Raw genomic sequence first — 14,975 nt, 5'->3', positions numbered from 1 at the left:
GCACGCCGCACGGCGTGCGGGAGACGGCCGGGTCCGTCTCGACGCCCCGCTCGCGCGCAAGGCGGCCCGCGTGAGGCGCCGCGCGTACGACAATGAGAGGCGTGGGACCTGATCCGGCGGTCGCGGCGGTGCGCCTGGCGGTCCGCCGTGCCCTCGCCACGGTCGAGGCGGGCGATCTCGTGCTCGTCGCCTGTAGCGGCGGGGCCGACTCTCTCGCGCTCGCCGGGGCGCTGGCGTTCGAGGCGGCCAGATCCGGTCACCAGGCGGGCGGGGTCACCGTCGACCACGGTCTGCAGGAGGGGTCGGACGAGCGTGCCGCCGGCGTCGCGGCGACCCTGAGCGAGCTGGGGCTGGAGCCCGCCGAGGTCCGTACGGTCACGGTCGGGTCCGAGGGCGGCGTGGAGGCCGCCGCTCGCACCGCCCGCTACGCCGCGCTCGACGCCGCCGCGGCCGGTCACCGGGCCGCCGCCGTGCTGCTCGGGCACACGCTCGACGACCAGGCCGAGACCGTGCTTCTCGGGCTGGCGCGCGGGTCCGGCGCCCGGTCGCTGGCCGGCATGCCCGCCGTCTCGGGGATCTACCGGCGCCCGCTGCTGGAGCTCGGCCGGGACCTCACGCGCCGCGCCTGTCTCGCCATGGGCCTGACGCCCTGGGACGACCCGCACAACCACGATCACGCGTTCGCGCGGGCCAGGGTCCGTGCCGACGTCCTGCCCGCCCTGGAGAAGGGCCTGGGCCCGGGCATCACCGCGGCCCTGGCCCGCACGGCACGCATGCTCCGCGACGACGCCGACGCCCTCGACGCCTGGGCCGCCGAGGCGCTGGCCGGCGCGGCGGAGGACGAGCCCGGCGCGGTCCGGGCGCTCGGCGTGCGGGCCCTGGCCGGCCTGCCCCGCGCGGTCCGCACGCGTGTCCTGCACCGCACCGCGATCGAGGCGGGCAGCCCCCCGGGTACGCTCGCCGCTGTGCACGTCGATGCGGTGGACGCCCTGGTCACCGCGTGGCGCGGCCAGTCGTACGTCGACCTGCCCGGCCGCGTACGGGTGCGACGTAGGTGTGAAAAGCTGCTCTTCGGGCCATCCGAAATCCCACGTAAAGACTGATCCTGGTGATCTCCTCCGACCTGGAAGGGCTTGTGGTGGACGAAGCGGACATGCGGGCTGACCTCGAGAAGGTGCTGATCCCGGAGGAGGAGCTGCAGGGGAAGATCCGGGAGCTCGCCGCCGAGATCGACCGCGACTACGAGGGCCGCGACCTCCTGCTCGTCGGAGTCCTCAAGGGCGCGGTCATGGTCATGGCCGACCTCGCCCGCGCGCTGCACACGCCGATCTCGATGGACTGGATGGCGGTCTCGTCGTACGGCTCGGGGACCAAGTCCTCCGGCGTCGTGCGCATCCTGAAGGACCTGGACGCCGACATCATGGGCCGTGACGTGCTGATCGTCGAGGACATCGTCGACTCAGGCCTCACACTTTCCTGGCTTCGCAGCAACCTCGAATCGCGTGGGCCGGCCTCCCTGGAGGTCTGCACCCTGCTCCGCAAACCGGACGCCGCCAAGATCGAGGTCGGCGTGAAGTACATCGGTTTCGACATCCCGAACGAGTTCGTGATCGGTTACGGCCTCGATTACTCCGAGCGCTACCGCAACCTGCCCTTCGTGGGCACACTTGCTCCGCACGTCTACGGTGGAAGTGGGGAACAAGAGGCTTAGCCCCGTACGTTCCTAGTTGCGAAGTGGGACGCCGGACGTCGTGCTGCGGTCTTCCGCGACACCGGTGTACCTTCGTTATCTCGGGCTCCTTGCGGGCCGTACTCAGGAAGGCCGCCTCGGCGGGCGTTCGCGCGACGAGGTCTGATGACGCTGGTCAGGAGGGACGGGCCCCACCACGGGGTTCCGCATAAATGGATCTGAAGCGCTACTTTCGCGGGCCGTTGCTCTGGATCTTGGCCTTCGGGGCGCTCGTACTGCTCGTCATGTACGGGATCAATCCCGGAGGCTCGTACGAGAAGGCCGACACTTCAAAGGTTGTGCAGGCCATCCAGCACAACGAGGTGAAGTCTGCCCAGATCATTGACAAGGATCAGCGGATCGAGGTCAAGCTCAAGAGCGGCAAGCAGCTCCAGGCGTCGTGGGTCGACGGCCAGGGTGCCCAGCTCGCCAACCTGCTGCAGCAGAAGACCGACGCCGGGCAGCTCACGAGCTACACGGTCTCGGTGCCCAAGCAGAACGTCTTCTTGAGCCTGCTGTTCAGCTTCCTGCCGATCGTCGTCGTCGTGTTGATCTTCCTGTTCATCATGAACCAGATGCAGGGCGGCGGCTCGCGGGTGATGAACTTCGGCAAGTCGCGCGCCAAGCTGGTGACCAAGGACACGCCGAAGACCACGTTCGCCGACGTGGCCGGGGCCGACGAGGCCATCGAGGAGCTGCAGGAGATCAAGGAGTTCCTGCAGAACCCGGCCAAGTTCCAGGCCATCGGCGCCAAGATTCCCAAGGGCGTCCTTCTGTACGGCTCCCCGGGTACCGGCAAGACGCTGCTCGCCCGCGCCGTCGCCGGCGAGGCGGGCGTGCCGTTCTACTCGATCTCCGGTTCGGACTTCGTCGAGATGTTCGTCGGTGTCGGTGCCTCCCGGGTCCGTGACCTGTTCGAGCAGGCCAAGGCCAACGCTCCCTCGATCATCTTCGTGGACGAGATCGACGCGGTCGGCCGCCACCGCGGCGCCGGCCTGGGCGGCGGCCACGACGAGCGCGAGCAGACGCTCAACCAGCTGCTGGTCGAGATGGACGGCTTCGACGTCAAGGGCGGCGTGATCCTGATCGCGGCGACCAACCGGCCCGACATCCTCGACCCGGCCCTGCTGCGCCCCGGCCGCTTCGACCGGCAGATCGTCATCGACCGGCCCGACCTCGAGGGCCGCAAGGGCATCCTGCGGGTCCACGGCCGCGGCAAGCCGTTCGCGCCCGACGTCGAGCTCGACACGATCGCGCGGCGCACGCCGGGCTTCACCGGCGCCGACCTGGCGAACGTCATCAACGAGGCGGCCCTGCTGACCGCCCGCATGGACCGCAAGCAGATCGACATGGACACCCTCGAGGAGTCGATCGACCGGGTCATGGCGGGTCCGGAGCGCAAGAGCCGGGTCATGTCCGACCAGGAGAAGAAGACCATCGCCTACCACGAGGGCGGCCACGCCCTGGTGGCGCACGCCCTGCCGAACGCCGACCCGGTGCACAAGATCACGATCTTGTCCCGCGGCCAGGCGCTGGGCTACACGATGACCCTTCCGATGGAGGACAAGTTCCTGGCGAGCCGCTCGGAGATGCTCGACCAGCTCGCCATGCTGCTCGGTGGCCGCACCGCCGAGGAGCTGGTCTTCCACGAGCCGACGACCGGCGCCGCCAACGACATCGAGAAGGCGACCTCGATCGCCCGCAAGATGATCACCGAGTACGGCATGAGCGAGCGTCTCGGCGCCCGCAAGTTCGGCGAGGGTAACGGCGAGCCGTTCCTGGGCCGGGAGATGTCGCACCAACGCGACTACTCCGAGGAGATCGCCTCGGCGATCGACGACGAGGTCCGGCGCCTGATCGAGTCCGCGCACGACATCGCGTGGGAGATCCTGGTCGAATACCGCGATGTCCTCGACGACCTGGTGCTCAAGCTCATGGACAAGGAGACCCTGTCCAAGAACCAGGTGCTGGAGATCTTCGCGCCGATCCAGAAGCGGCCGGCCGCCCCGTCCTACAGCGGTTACGGCAAGCGGCTGCCGTCGGACCGTCCGCCGGTGCTGACGCCCAAGGAGCTCGCGCTCATGGGTCCCAAGGACGTCAAGGACCTGACCCAGGGCAACGGCAGCGGCACGTCGCACTCGGTCGAGCCCGAAGAACAGGACGACCGCGAAGGCCCGGCGTGACCCCAGCTCCAGAGCCGCACGGACCGCCGGTCGACCAGGCACGGATCGAGAAGGCGGTCCGCGAGATCCTCATCGCGGTCGGGGAGGACCCCGACCGCGATGGTCTCGTTGACACGCCCGCGCGGGTCGCCCGTGCCTATGCCGAGCAGTTCGCCGGCATGCGCCAGCGGCCCGAGGACGTCCTCAACACGGTGTTCGACGCCGATCACGACGAGATGGTGATCGTCAAGGACATCGAGGTCTACAGCATGTGCGAGCACCATCTGGTGCCGTTCCACGGCGTGGCGCACGTCGGCTACACGCCCAACGACAAGGGCCAGATCACCGGTCTGTCGAAGCTGGCCCGGCTCGTCGACGTCTACGCCCGCCGCCCGCAGGTGCAGGAGCGGATGACCTCCCAGATCGCCGACGCCCTCGTGGACGTCCTCCAGCCCCGGGGGGTGATCGTCGTCGTGGAGGCCGAGCACCTGTGCATGACCATGCGCGGCGTACGCAAACCCGGGGCCAAGACGGTGACCTCGGCCGTACGCGGCGACTTCCGCGACGAGCCGAGCACCCGCGCGGAGGCGATGAGCCTCATCCTCGGCCGTTGAGATAGCCGCACCGCGGCCGAACCAACGTCGCCGACTCGGCGTCGTACGAAGAGTCCGCGGTGTTACCGTGACACGGGGACGAACCGCCGTGACGCTTTGCGGTACAACCCGAATCGGGAATACGGATTCACGTGCGGCACGTGCCCGGCTGACTACGCTGTGGGGCCGTGATGGTGGAGTCGAAGCGTGAGACGTCAGGGCGTCCCGAAAGCGACGTCCATGAGCGTCGTCGCCAGCGCCGATGGGTTCCGGCGCTGGCCGGCTGGCTGACCTTTCTCGTCGGGCTGCACGACGTCCTCGGGGCACTGATGCCGGAGTGGCACCGCCGCATGGTCCGCGTCGACGAGTTCGTCCCCGGGTCGGTCAACAACGCCGCCCGCACGGCGACGCTCATCGCCGGTCTGCTGTTCCTCCTGCTGTCCCACGGCCTGCGGCGCCGCAAGCGCCGGGCCTGGCGCGCGGTCGTCGTGCTGCTGGCCTTCACGGTCTTCTCCCACATCGTCAAGGACTTCGCGATCTCCGCGCTCGTCGCGGCGGGCGTGCTGGCGGCCCTGATCTACTTCCGCGACGAGTTCTACGCGACCGGCGACCCGCGCACCCGATGGCGCGCGCTGTGGGTCGGGCTGTTCCTGGCCGCGTTCAGCGTCGCGATCGGGCTGTTGTTCATCACCTTGAACGCCCACGACCTCCAGCAGCACTACTCCTTCGCCGACCGGCTGGAACACGTGGCCGCGGGCCTGGTGGGCGCCACCGGGCCGGTGACGTTCGTCTCCGACCGCAAGAACGACCTGTTCAGCCTGATCCTCGGCTCGCTCGGCCTGTTCACCGGCCTGGTCACGGCCTTCCTGTTCCTGCGGCCGGCCGAGCCCGCGCCGTCGCTGTCGGCCGAGGACGAGAAGCGCGTCCGTGAGCTGCTCGACCGCCACGGGGCCCGTGACTCGCTGGGCTACTTCTCCCTTCGCCGCGACAAGAGCGTGATCTGGTCGCCGACCGGCAAGGCCTGCGTGACCTACCGCGTGGTCTCCGGCGTGATGCTGGCCGGCGGCGACCCGATCGGCGACCCGGAGGCGTGGCCCGGCGCGATCCAGGCCTTCCTGGAGGAGGCCGCGGCCCACGCCTGGGTGCCGGCGGTGATGGGGTGCAGCGAGCTCGGCGCGGAGATCTGGTGCCGCGAGTCGGGCCTGTCGGCGCTCGAACTCGGCGACGAGGCGATCGTGGACGCCGCCGAGTTCTCCCTCGACGGTCGTACGATGCGCAACGTCCGGCAGATGGTCAACCGCGTGAGCCGCCAGGGATACGTCGCCGAGATCCGCCGGGAGAAGGACTACGCGCCCGAGGAGCTGGCGGCCCTGTGGGAGCGGGCCGGAGCCTGGCGCGGCACCGACAACGAGCGGGGCTTCTCGATGGCCCTCGGCCGGGTCGGCGAGCCGGGCGACGAGGAGTGCGTGTTCGCCACGGCCACCAAGGACGGCGAACTGCACGCCATCATCCACTTCGTCCCCTGGGGCACCGACGGCCTCTCCCTGGACCTGATGCGCCGCGACCGTTCCGCGCAGCCGGGCCTGAACGACTTCCTCATCGTCGAGGCGCTCAAGGCAGCGCCCGACCTGGGGGTCAAACGCGTGTCCCTGAACTTCGCGGTCTTCCGCGCCGCCCTGGCCCGCGGCGAGCGCATCGGCGCCGGCCCGGTGATGAAGGCCTGGCGCGGGCTGCTGGTCTTCCTCTCCCGCTGGTTCCAGATCGAGTCGCTGTACAAGTTCAACGCCAAGTTCCAGCCGGTCTGGCAGCCCCGGTTCTTCGTCTACCCGAGCCTGAACGACGCCCCGAGGATCGCGCTGGCGGCCCTGGAGGCCGAGGCGTTCATCGTCTGGCCCCGGCTGCGCATCCCGGGCCTGAAGCGCCCTCCGCGCCGAGCCCTGCCCGCGCCCTGAGGAAAGCCGCGTCCACACTAGGCTGACCGGTATGACCACGAGCATCGCCGGCCTCCCCGCCCCCGGGCGCTGTCTCGTCATGGGCGTGGTGAACGTCACGCCCGACTCCTTCTCCGACGGCGGCGTCTGGTTCGACCACGAGGCGGCGGTCCGGCACGGCCTCGACCTGGTCCGGGAGGGCGCCGACATCGTCGACGTCGGTGGCGAGTCCACCCGGCCCGGCGCGCAGCGCGTGTCCCTGCAGGAGGAGCTGCGACGCGTCGTCCCGGTGATCGAGGCCCTCGCCGCCGAAGGCGTGCCGGTCAGCGTCGACACCATGCGGGCCGAGGTGGCCGAGGTGGCGGTCGCGTCCGGCGCGCGGCTCGTCAACGACGTGAGCGGCGGTCTCGCCGACCCCGCGATGCCGCGGATGGTGGCCAAGGCCGGCGTGCCGTACGTCGTGATGCACTGGCGTGGGCACAGTCACGACATGGACACCCGCGCCGTCTACCAGGACGTGGTCCGCGAGGTCACCGACGAGCTGAGAGCCCGCATCACCGCGATCGTCCGCGAGGGCGTCGACCCCTCCCAGCTGATCGTCGACCCCGGTCTCGGCTTCGCCAAGCGCCCCGAGGACAACCACAACTGGACGCTCCTGGCCCATCTCGACGCGCTGCTGGAGCTGGGCCATCCGGTGCTGGTGGCCGCGTCGCGCAAGCGGTTCCTCGGCCGGCTGCTCGCCGCGCCGGACGGCACGTACCGGCCGTTCGCCGAGTCCGACGACGCGACCGTGGCGATCACCGCCCTGGCCGCCGCGGCCGGTGCCTGGTGCGTCCGCGTGCACAACGTGCGGGCCAACGCCGACGCCGTACGCGCCGCGGCCGCGTGGGGAGCCGCCCGGTGACCGAGGAGGCGTCGTCGTGACCGAGATCGACGTGAGCGCCGTGGAGGCGGTGAACGCCGAGTTCTACGCCGCCTTCGAGTCCGCCGACCTGGACCGCATGGGCCTCGTGTGGGCGGACGGGCCGCACGCCGACGACGTGGTCTGCGTGCACCCGGGCTGGCCGCTGCTGCGCGGCCGGGGCACGGTGCTGCGCTCCTGGGCGTTGATCATGGCGAACACCCCGTACATCCAGTTCGTGCTCACCGACACGCAGGTGCGGATCTCCGGCGACCAGGCGGTGGTGAGCTGTTCGGAGCACATCATCACGGCCGTCGACGAGTCGGCCGACTCGTTGACCTCCGGGGGAAGCGTGGTGACCACCAATGCGTTCATCCGTACGGATGAAGGGTGGCGGATGTGGCTTCACCACGGCTCGCCCGTGCTGAACCACGAGGAGGAAGACGACGAGGATGGGCACTGACCGGATCGCCCTGAACGGGCTGCGCGCCCGGGGACGCCACGGCTGCCTGCCGGCCGAACGCGAGCTCGGCCAGGAGTTCGTGATCGACGTGGTACTGGGTCTCGACGTCCGCCCGGCAGCGGCGGAAGATGATCTCCTGCGTACCGTTGACTACGGCGCGCTGGCCGACCGGCTGGTGGCCGTGGTCGAAGGCGAGCCGGTCAACCTGATCGAGACGCTCGCCGAGCGCCTGGCGGCGCTGTGTCTCGACCCGCCCCAGGTCGAGGAAGTGGAGGTCACCGTGCACAAGCCGAGTGCCCCCATGCCGCACCCCTTCACCGACGTTGCCGTGACCATTCATCGGAGCCGCCCATGACGACCTCCACGGAGAAGCGCCACACCGTACTCTCCCTGGGCAGCAACCTCGGCGACCGGCTCGACAATCTCCAGGAGGCGATCGACGCGCTGTTCGACGCGCCCGGCCTGGACTTCATCGGGCTGTCGCCGGTCTATGAGACCAAGCCCGTCGGCGGCCCCGAACAGGGCGACTTCCTCAACGTCGTGATCGTCGCGGACAGCGGGGTGCCGCCGGAGTCGCTGCTCGAACGCGTGCTCGCGATCGAGGAGTCGATGGCCCGTACGCGCGAGGTTCGCTGGGGGCCGCGCACGCTCGACATCGACATCGTCATGATGGGGGACGTGACCTCCGACGATCCGGACCTGCTGCTGCCACACCCGAGGGCGCGCGAGCGTGCGTTCGTGCTCCGGCCGTGGTCGGACCTGGAGCCCGATGCGACGCTGCCCGGCCAGGGGCGCGTGACCGACCTGCTGCCGGACGTGGCCGACCAGGAGCTCCGGCGCCGCGACGACCTCTCGCTCCAGCCGCCCGCGTGAAGCCGACCCGAATCCCCGCCCTCGCCGTCACGCTGGTCGTGGTGGCGGCCGTGACCTGGGTGATCGTACGTTTCCTGTACGTCTCGCTGCCGCTGCTGCCCTGGACGATGGTGCCGTCGCTGCTGCTCCTCGCCCTCGGCGAGCTCTACACCGCCCTGGTGACCCGGGCCCGCATCCAGCGGAAACCGGGCACCAAGCCGATCGAGCCGCTGGTCGCCGCGCGGCTGGCGGCCCTGGGCAAGGCGAGCGCGTACGCCGCCGCCGTGCTGGCCGGGGTGTTCGGCGGTATGGCCATCTACCTGGCCTCCTCGCTGGACAAGCCGACGCCGCGGCGCGACTTCTACGTCAGCGGCGGTACGGCGCTGGCGGCGATCGCCTTGATCGCGGGGGCGCTCATCCTCGAACACGCCTGCCGGGTGCCCAAGGGCCCCGAGGACGAGGACCAGCGCCGCTCCGCGTCACGTCTCTGACGGCCTCCGGGGAGGCGCTGCGGGTCAGTTCCCGGACAGCAGGTCCGGGTCGAAGGTGGCGGCGACGATCCGCTGCACGTAGGGGCTCTCCGAGCCGTCCTTGTTGCCCGTCGCGTTGAGGGAGTAGACCAGCACGCGGCTCAGGTCGCGGGTGGCGAACACGCCGGTCGTGTAGCCCGGCCGCGCGCCCGTCTTTCCCCATCCGCTCAGGCCGTTCGGCAGGGTCGACTTCGACAGGCCCGCGCTGAAGCAGGCGCGTCCCGCGTCCGGGCCGATGTCGCAGTTGTCGTCGCCCACGTACGGCACGTCCGGGACGGTGAACATCTCGTTCAGGTCCGAGGCCGGCACCAGGCGGCCTCGGAAGATCGCCGTGATGAGGATCCGCAGGTCGGCGCTGCTTGAGATCAGACCGCCTTCCGCCCACGGGTACGGGCTCTGCCGCGACACGTCGTGCAGCGTGGTGGTGCCGTCCTTGGTGACCGCGACGTACCCGTGGGCGTGCGGGCCGGGCAGCCGTGGGTCGTGCCGGTCCAGGACGTAGGTGTCGCGCAGGTTCAGCGGCCTGATGATGCGCTGCCGCACCTCGTGGGCGTAGCCGCGGCCGGTCAGGCGCTCGATCAGCAGACCGGCGACGTAGTAGTTCGTGCCGTTGTAGCGCTGTGCGGTGCCGGGCGCGAACTCCATCGGGTGGGTCACGGCGTCCGCCACGATCTGCCGTGGGGTCCAGCTGTCGAAGCGGTGCTCGACGAACCACTGCGCGTCGCCGTCGCCCAGGTCGCCGCCGGGCAGGCCGCTGGTGTGGTTGAGCAGCTGGCGTACGGTGATCGCCGGGTACGCGGCGGGGAGCAGGCCGGGCAGGTAGTGCTGCACGGACTGGCCGAGGTCCACCTTGTCCTCGGCGGCGAGCTGCAAGAGCACCACGGCGGTGAAGATCTTCGACGTGCTGCCGATGCGGAAGTTCCCGTCGGCCTGGACGGTTCGGCGCGTGACGACGTCCCGTACGCCGGAGGTGCCGCTCCACTGACCGGCCGAGCCGGTGACGTTGACGAGCGCGCCGGTCACGGTGGCGCTGGGCAGGCCCGAGATCGCCGCCCGCAGGAGGGCCGGGTCGAGCGGCGGCAGCTCCGCCGCGGACCGCGGGGCCGGCGAGGCCGGGGCGGACGCGGAGGCGACGGCGGGAACCAGGGCCCCCGTGAGAGCGAGGAAGGCGCCGATGGCGGCCACGTGTCTTCTCATGCGGCCCATCCTTCGGATCGGCGGGCTCCGGCGGATCGCCGAGCGCACCGATCTTCGCGCCTCACCCGTACGGCCGAGACGGCCCGCGCGGGTCCGTCGCACGGGTGAGACGACCACCGCTGGATACTGAGGTCCTGCGCCTTCCCGATCCGGCCGAGCGCCGGCGAGCCCCCGGCGGTGGCCGAGCCGAGATCCGGGGCGCAGCGTCACGACGGGAGGCAGCGATTGACCACCACCATCGACAAGATCGCCTGGATCCACCTGGACAGCGGCCGGATCCTCAGCACGCGGTCACGCGGCAAGGACGTCTGCTACCTCCCCGGCGGGAAACGGGAGCCCGGCGAGGGCGACGTCGAAACCCTCGTCCGGGAGATCGAGGAAGAACTCGCCGTCACCATCCTTCCCGCCACCGCGAGGCACCTGGGCACCTTCCAGGCCCAGGCCCACGGTCACACCGGCGGCGTCACCGTGCGGATGACCTGCTACACCGCCGACCACCAGGGGACACCCGTCGCCGGCAGCGAGATCGAAGAAGTCCTCTGGCTCACCTACGGCGACCGTGACCGCGTGTCGCCGGTCGACCAGATCATCTTCGACCACCTGCATGAGGCCGGCCGGCTCCACTGACCCGGCCGGGAGTCGTCCACAGGTTGTGGGTAACTCCCGGCCGGGCGGGCCGGTCAGTCCCCGGTGAGGAGGTCCGGGTCGAGGACGGCGGCGGCGATCTTCTGGATGTACGGCGCCTCCGAGCCGTCCTTGTTGCCCGTCGGGTTGAGCGAGTAGACGAGCACGCGGCTCAGGTCGCGGGTGGCGAACAGGCCGCTCGTGTAGCCCGGCCGGGAACCCGTCTTGCCCCAGGCGGTCAGGCCGTTCGGCATCGTCGTCTTCATCAGGCCGGCGCTGTAGCAGGCATGGCCCGCCTCCGGGCCGATCACGCAGTTGTCCGTGCCCAGGTACGGCACGTCCGGGACGGTGAACATCTCGCCCAGCTCCGACGCGGGCACCAGCCGGCCCTGGAAGATCGCGGTCAGGAACGTCCGCAGGTCGGCGCTGTTCGAGATCAGGCCGCCCTCCGCCCACGGGTACGGGCTCTGCTCCGACACGTCCCGCAGTACGGTGCTGCCGTCCTCGGTGACCGCGACGTACCCGTGGGCGTGCTCGCCCGGCAGCCGTGGGTCGTGCCGGTCCAGCACGTAGGTGTCGCGCAGGTTCAGCGGCTCGATGACGCGTTGCCGCACCTCGTGGGCGTACGTGTGGCCGGTCAGGCGTTCGACCAGCAGACCGGCGACGTAGTAGTTCGTGCCGTTGTAGTCCTGCTCGGTGCCGGGCGCGAACTTCATCGGATGGCTCACCGCGTCCGCGACGATCTGCCGCGGGGTCCAGCTGTCGAAGCGGTGGTCGGCGAACCACTGGGCGTCGCCCTCGCCCAGCGTGGCGTCGGGCAGGCCGCTGGTGTGGTTCAGGAGCTCGCGCACGCTGATCGCCGGGTACGCGGCGGGGAGCAGGCCGGGCAGGTAGTGCTGCACGGACTGGTCGAGGTCCACCTTGCCCTCGGCGGCGAGCTGCAGAAGCACCACCGCGGTGAACACTTTCGAGATGCTGCCGATGCGGAAGTTACCGTCGGCCTGGACGGTTCGGCGCGTGACGACGTCCCGTACGCCCGAGGTGCCGCTCCACTGACCGGCCGAGCCGGTGACGTTGACGAGCGCGCCGGTCACGGTGGCGTTCGGGAGGTCGGCGATCGTCGCACGCAGGAGGGCCGGGTCGAGCGGCGGTAGTGCGATGGAGGGCCGCTGGACGGGCGCGGAGGCCGAGGCCGGTGCCGACGCGACGGCGGAAACCGTCAGGGCGAGGAGAGCGCCGATGGCGGCCAGATGTCTTCTCATGCCGGTCATCCTCCGGATCGGCGCCCGCCGGCGGATCGCCGAGCGCACCGATCTTCCCGCCTCGCCCGTACGGCCGAGACGGGCCCGCGAAGATCCGTCGTGCGGGTGAGGTGGACCCCGCTCACCTCGGCGGATACTGATGCCGTGCGTCTCCCCCCGATCCGGCTGCGCGTCGCCGGGCCCTACCTCGCCGACACGGTGGTCGCCCTGATGGTGCTCGCGGTCCTCTACGCGCCGTTCGTGCTCCCGCGGGTCAACCAGCCCGGCCCGTTCTCGTACTGGGCGTGGATCTTCACCGCCGGTACGGCGCTGCCGCTGATCTGGCGTCGCAGGTTTCCTCTGGCCTGCCTGTTGGTGATCTTCGTCGCGCTGTTCTGCTACAACCAGGTCCGGCACGCGGCCAACGAGCCGATCGCCTGGGGCATGCTGGTGGCCGCCTACTCCATCGCCTGGGGCGACCGGCGGGTCCGGGAGGTGGCCGTGCTGCTGGCGGTCGGGACGGTCGCGATCGCGTTCTCCCAGAGCATGACGACCAGTGTCATCGGGGTGCTCACCGCGAGCGGAGCGTACGTGCTGGGGCTGCTGGCCAGGCACCGGGAGATCCGCCTGCAGGCGCTCGCGCACCGGGCCGGCGAGATGGAGCGCGAACGCGAGCTCGACCTGGCCCGTGCGGCGACCGCCGAGCGGGCCCGGATCGCCCGCGACATGCACGACATCCTCGCCCACGCCGTCAGCATCATGGTCGTGCAGGCGGAGGCGGGGCCGGTCGTCGTACGGGCGAACCCCGACCGCGCCGAACAGGCCTTCGACGCGATCGCCGAGGCGGGCCGCGACGCGATGGTGCAGCTCCGCCGCATGCTCGGCATGCTGAAGGAGGAGCGCGACACGGCCAGCCGGGCGCCGCAGCCCACCGTGGCGGGCCTGCCCGCGCTGGTCGAGCAGGTCGACGGCACCCCCGGCCTCAAGGTCGGCCTGCGGGCGTCCGGCGAGGTCCGGCCGCTGCCCGCGGACGCCGAGGTCGCGGCGTACCGGATCGTCCAGGAGGCTCTGACCAACACGGTCAAGCACGCGGGCGCGAGCCGGGTGACCGTGAGCCTGGACTGGAGCGACACCGGGCTGGAGATCACCGTCGTGGACAACGGCGCCGGCGGCGGCAAGTCCGCCGGGACGGGCAACGGCCTGATCGGCATCCGCGAGCGCGCCTCGGCCTGCGGCGGCACGGCCGCGGCCGGCCCGGTGCGCGGCGGATACCGGGTGACCGCCACCCTGCCGTACGCGCGGGTGGGAGTGCCGGCATGAGCATTCGCGTGGTGATCGCCGACGATCAGGAGCTCGTGCGCAGCGGTTTCGCGATGATCCTCGACGCGCAGCCCGACATCGAGGTGGTCGCCGAGGCGGGCGACGGTGCCGCGGCGCTCGCGGCGGTCCACGAACACCGTCCCGACGTCGCCCTGCTCGACATCCGGATGCCGGGCATGGACGGCATCGAGGCGGCCCGCGCGGTGTGCGCGCGGACCGACTGCCGGGTGCTGATGCTGACAACGTTCGACCAGGACGACTACGTCTACGACGCGCTGTACGGCGGGGCGAGCGGCTTCCTGCTGAAAGACGTGCGCCGCGACGACCTCGTGCACGCGGTCCGCGTCGTCGCGGCGGGCGAGTCGCTGCTGGCGCCGACGGTCACGCGCCGGCTGATCTCCGACCTGACCGCCCGCCGGCCCCGTCCGGACACCGGGTCGGCGCGTCTGGACGCCCTCACCGCACGCGAGCGGGAGACGCTCAAGCTGCTGGGCCGCGGCCTGACCAACGCCGAGATCGCGGTCGCCATGGTGGTCAGCGAGCACACGGTGAAGACCCACGTCAGCAACGTGCTCGCCAAGCTCGGCCTGCGCGACCGGGTTCAGGCCGTGATCGCGGCGTACGAGTCCGGGCTGATCACCCCCGGCGAGTCCTGAGCAGGCTCGGTGCGTCCAGGCCGGCCCGGTGCCTCCTGGTCATCGGGTGGTGACCGAGACGCGGGTGCGGTGATGCCGGGGTGTCTCGATCTCGTCGACGATCGCCACCGCCAGGTCCGCGTACGACAGGTGTGCGTCCGCGGGCGGAGCCGCCTCCCCGCCGACCGTGTACCGTCCGGTCCGTTCCGCCTGCTCCAGGCGGGCCGGAGGCGTGAGCACGAGCCAGTCGACCGCCGTCCCGTCCCGCTCCCGCAGGCGGTCCAGGCCCGCGGTGTGCGCCGCGGCGAACGGCCGGATCTCGGGCGGGAAGGCGGCCGGATCGTCCATCACCGGGCGGCCCGAGGCGTCGTTCAAATTCGCGAACAGCCCGATCACCACGAGGCGGGGCACACTCACCGCGGCCATGCCGTCCAGCAGGGCGTCGGCGGCGGTGACGAAGAACTCCGGGTCCAGGCCGGCGAACCCCTGCTCCGGGCCGCTGAAGGGGCTCACCGCGTGCACCACGCCGTCATGCCCGCCGACGATCGCGGGGACCGTGCTCCGGTCCGTGACGTCGCCGCGGACGACGCGCACCCCCTCCGCCTCCAGATCGCCGTACCGGGCCGGGTCGCGGACCACCGCGGTGACCCGATGCCCGCGTCCCCGTGCCTCCGCCGTGACCGCCCGGCCGGCCCGTCCACCAGCCCCATAAACCACGATGCCGGTCATCTCGCTCCCTCCCGCGCACGTCTCTCGCACGCCGGACAGGGACGGTATTCAGCGGAGTGCCGGTTACT

16 protein-coding genes are annotated in these 14,975 nt (G+C 71.1%); 13 read left to right on the top strand and 3 right to left on the bottom strand.

What is annotated here, in order from left to right; translation table 11 throughout:
* Positions 1-101: 101 nt before the first annotated feature.
* The 10 genes from tilS (at position 102) to OG417_RS50000 (ending at position 9,122) form a co-directional block, all read left to right on the top strand.
* Positions 102-1,103 carry a tRNA lysidine(34) synthetase TilS gene (gene tilS / locus OG417_RS50045; RefSeq protein WP_329245631.1) on the top strand — a complete coding sequence of 334 codons (1,002 nt, stop codon included), beginning with the start codon at positions 102-104 and terminating at the stop codon, positions 1,101-1,103.
* 35 nt (positions 1,104-1,138) lie between these two features.
* Positions 1,139-1,711 (top strand): hypoxanthine phosphoribosyltransferase, encoded by a 573-nt coding sequence (gene hpt / locus OG417_RS50040; protein WP_329263108.1) that lies wholly within the window; start codon positions 1,139-1,141, stop codon positions 1,709-1,711.
* A gap of 191 nt (positions 1,712-1,902) precedes the next feature.
* The gene (gene ftsH, locus OG417_RS50035; RefSeq protein WP_329245628.1) at positions 1,903-3,912 is read left to right on the top strand and encodes an ATP-dependent zinc metalloprotease FtsH; all 2,010 of its coding nucleotides are present in this window, start codon (positions 1,903-1,905) and stop codon (positions 3,910-3,912) included.
* Positions 3,909-4,505, top strand: coding sequence for a GTP cyclohydrolase I FolE (gene folE / locus OG417_RS50030; protein WP_329245625.1), 597 nt, complete (start codon positions 3,909-3,911; stop codon positions 4,503-4,505). The genes ftsH and folE overlap by 4 nt, the downstream gene beginning before the upstream one ends.
* A gap of 170 nt (positions 4,506-4,675) precedes the next feature.
* Complete coding sequence (locus tag OG417_RS50025) at positions 4,676-6,436, top strand: phosphatidylglycerol lysyltransferase domain-containing protein (RefSeq protein ID WP_329263105.1); 1,761 nt, start codon at positions 4,676-4,678, stop codon at positions 6,434-6,436.
* Between the two features lie 31 nt (positions 6,437-6,467).
* Positions 6,468-7,319, top strand: a complete 852-nt coding sequence (gene folP / locus OG417_RS50020; RefSeq protein WP_442875629.1) for a dihydropteroate synthase — start codon at positions 6,468-6,470, stop codon at positions 7,317-7,319.
* A gap of 16 nt (positions 7,320-7,335) precedes the next feature.
* Complete coding sequence (locus tag OG417_RS50015; RefSeq protein WP_329245623.1) at positions 7,336-7,779, top strand: nuclear transport factor 2 family protein; 444 nt, start codon at positions 7,336-7,338, stop codon at positions 7,777-7,779.
* Positions 7,769-8,134: a dihydroneopterin aldolase gene (folB, locus tag OG417_RS50010; protein ID WP_329245620.1), complete on the top strand. Its 366-nt coding sequence runs from the start codon at positions 7,769-7,771 to the stop codon at positions 8,132-8,134. Before OG417_RS50015 ends, folB begins: the two co-directional genes overlap by 11 nt.
* Positions 8,131-8,652: a 2-amino-4-hydroxy-6-hydroxymethyldihydropteridine diphosphokinase gene (folK, locus tag OG417_RS50005; protein WP_329245617.1), complete on the top strand. Its 522-nt coding sequence runs from the start codon at positions 8,131-8,133 to the stop codon at positions 8,650-8,652. The genes folB and folK overlap by 4 nt, the downstream gene beginning before the upstream one ends.
* The gene (locus tag OG417_RS50000; protein ID WP_329245615.1) at positions 8,649-9,122 is read left to right on the top strand and encodes a DUF3180 domain-containing protein; all 474 of its coding nucleotides are present in this window, start codon (positions 8,649-8,651) and stop codon (positions 9,120-9,122) included. Before folK ends, OG417_RS50000 begins: the two co-directional genes overlap by 4 nt.
* Positions 9,123-9,146: 24 nt before the next feature.
* Here OG417_RS50000 and OG417_RS49995 read toward each other — a convergent pair whose 3' ends face one another.
* Entirely contained in the window at positions 9,147-10,358 is a 1,212-nt protein-coding gene (locus OG417_RS49995; RefSeq protein ID WP_329245612.1) for a serine hydrolase domain-containing protein, read from the bottom strand.
* 225 nt (positions 10,359-10,583) lie between these two features.
* Here OG417_RS49995 and OG417_RS49990 point away from each other — a divergent pair, with 225 nt between their 5' ends.
* Positions 10,584-10,985, top strand: coding sequence for an NUDIX hydrolase (locus tag OG417_RS49990; RefSeq protein WP_329245609.1), 402 nt, complete (start codon positions 10,584-10,586; stop codon positions 10,983-10,985).
* A gap of 53 nt (positions 10,986-11,038) precedes the next feature.
* Here OG417_RS49990 and OG417_RS49985 read toward each other — a convergent pair whose 3' ends face one another.
* On the bottom strand, positions 11,039-12,244 hold the full coding sequence (locus OG417_RS49985; RefSeq protein ID WP_329245606.1) for a serine hydrolase domain-containing protein: 1,206 nt from the start codon (positions 12,242-12,244) through the stop codon (positions 11,039-11,041).
* 144 nt (positions 12,245-12,388) lie between these two features.
* Here OG417_RS49985 and OG417_RS49980 point away from each other — a divergent pair, with 144 nt between their 5' ends.
* Together OG417_RS49980 and OG417_RS49975 are read left to right on the top strand one after the other, a co-directional pair.
* Positions 12,389-13,543 (top strand): sensor histidine kinase, encoded by a 1,155-nt coding sequence (locus tag OG417_RS49980; protein ID WP_329245604.1) that lies wholly within the window; start codon positions 12,389-12,391, stop codon positions 13,541-13,543.
* Entirely contained in the window at positions 13,540-14,199 is a 660-nt protein-coding gene (locus OG417_RS49975) for a response regulator transcription factor (RefSeq protein ID WP_329245602.1), read from the top strand. Before OG417_RS49980 ends, OG417_RS49975 begins: the two co-directional genes overlap by 4 nt.
* A 39-nt stretch (positions 14,200-14,238) precedes the next feature.
* Here OG417_RS49975 and OG417_RS49970 read toward each other — a convergent pair whose 3' ends face one another.
* A complete protein-coding gene (locus OG417_RS49970; RefSeq protein ID WP_329245599.1) occupies positions 14,239-14,907 on the bottom strand; it encodes an NAD(P)-dependent oxidoreductase in 669 nt (222 codons plus the stop codon).
* Positions 14,908-14,975: the final 68 nt, after the last annotated feature.

Source organism: Actinoallomurus sp. NBC_01490, from assembly GCF_036227085.1.
GTDB classification, from domain to species: Bacteria; Actinomycetota; Actinomycetes; order Streptosporangiales; family Streptosporangiaceae; genus Actinoallomurus; species Actinoallomurus oryzae.
Note: the sequence above shows the minus strand (reverse complement) of the source record. Positions and strands in the feature narration are given on the sequence as shown.

What these genes read in the sequence shown, in the direction of transcription:
- ftsH (WP_329245628.1), top strand. Translation starts at nt 1,903, where the DNA reads ATGGATCTGAAGCGCTACTTTCGCGGGCCGTTGCTCTGGATCTTGGCC.
- OG417_RS50025 (WP_329263105.1), top strand. Translation starts at nt 4,676, where the DNA reads ATGGTGGAGTCGAAGCGTGAGACGTCAGGGCGTCCCGAAAGCGACGTC.
- folP (WP_442875629.1), top strand. Translation starts at nt 6,468, where the DNA reads ATGACCACGAGCATCGCCGGCCTCCCCGCCCCCGGGCGCTGTCTCGTC.
- folB (WP_329245620.1), top strand. Translation starts at nt 7,769, where the DNA reads ATGGGCACTGACCGGATCGCCCTGAACGGGCTGCGCGCCCGGGGACGC.
- folK (WP_329245617.1), top strand. Translation starts at nt 8,131, where the DNA reads ATGACGACCTCCACGGAGAAGCGCCACACCGTACTCTCCCTGGGCAGC.
- OG417_RS49995 (WP_329245612.1), bottom strand. Translation starts at nt 10,358, where the DNA reads ATGAGAAGACACGTGGCCGCCATCGGCGCCTTCCTCGCTCTCACGGGG.
- OG417_RS49985 (WP_329245606.1), bottom strand. Translation starts at nt 12,244, where the DNA reads ATGAGAAGACATCTGGCCGCCATCGGCGCTCTCCTCGCCCTGACGGTT.
- OG417_RS49975 (WP_329245602.1), top strand. Translation starts at nt 13,540, where the DNA reads ATGAGCATTCGCGTGGTGATCGCCGACGATCAGGAGCTCGTGCGCAGC.
- OG417_RS49970 (WP_329245599.1), bottom strand. Translation starts at nt 14,907, where the DNA reads ATGACCGGCATCGTGGTTTATGGGGCTGGTGGACGGGCCGGCCGGGCG.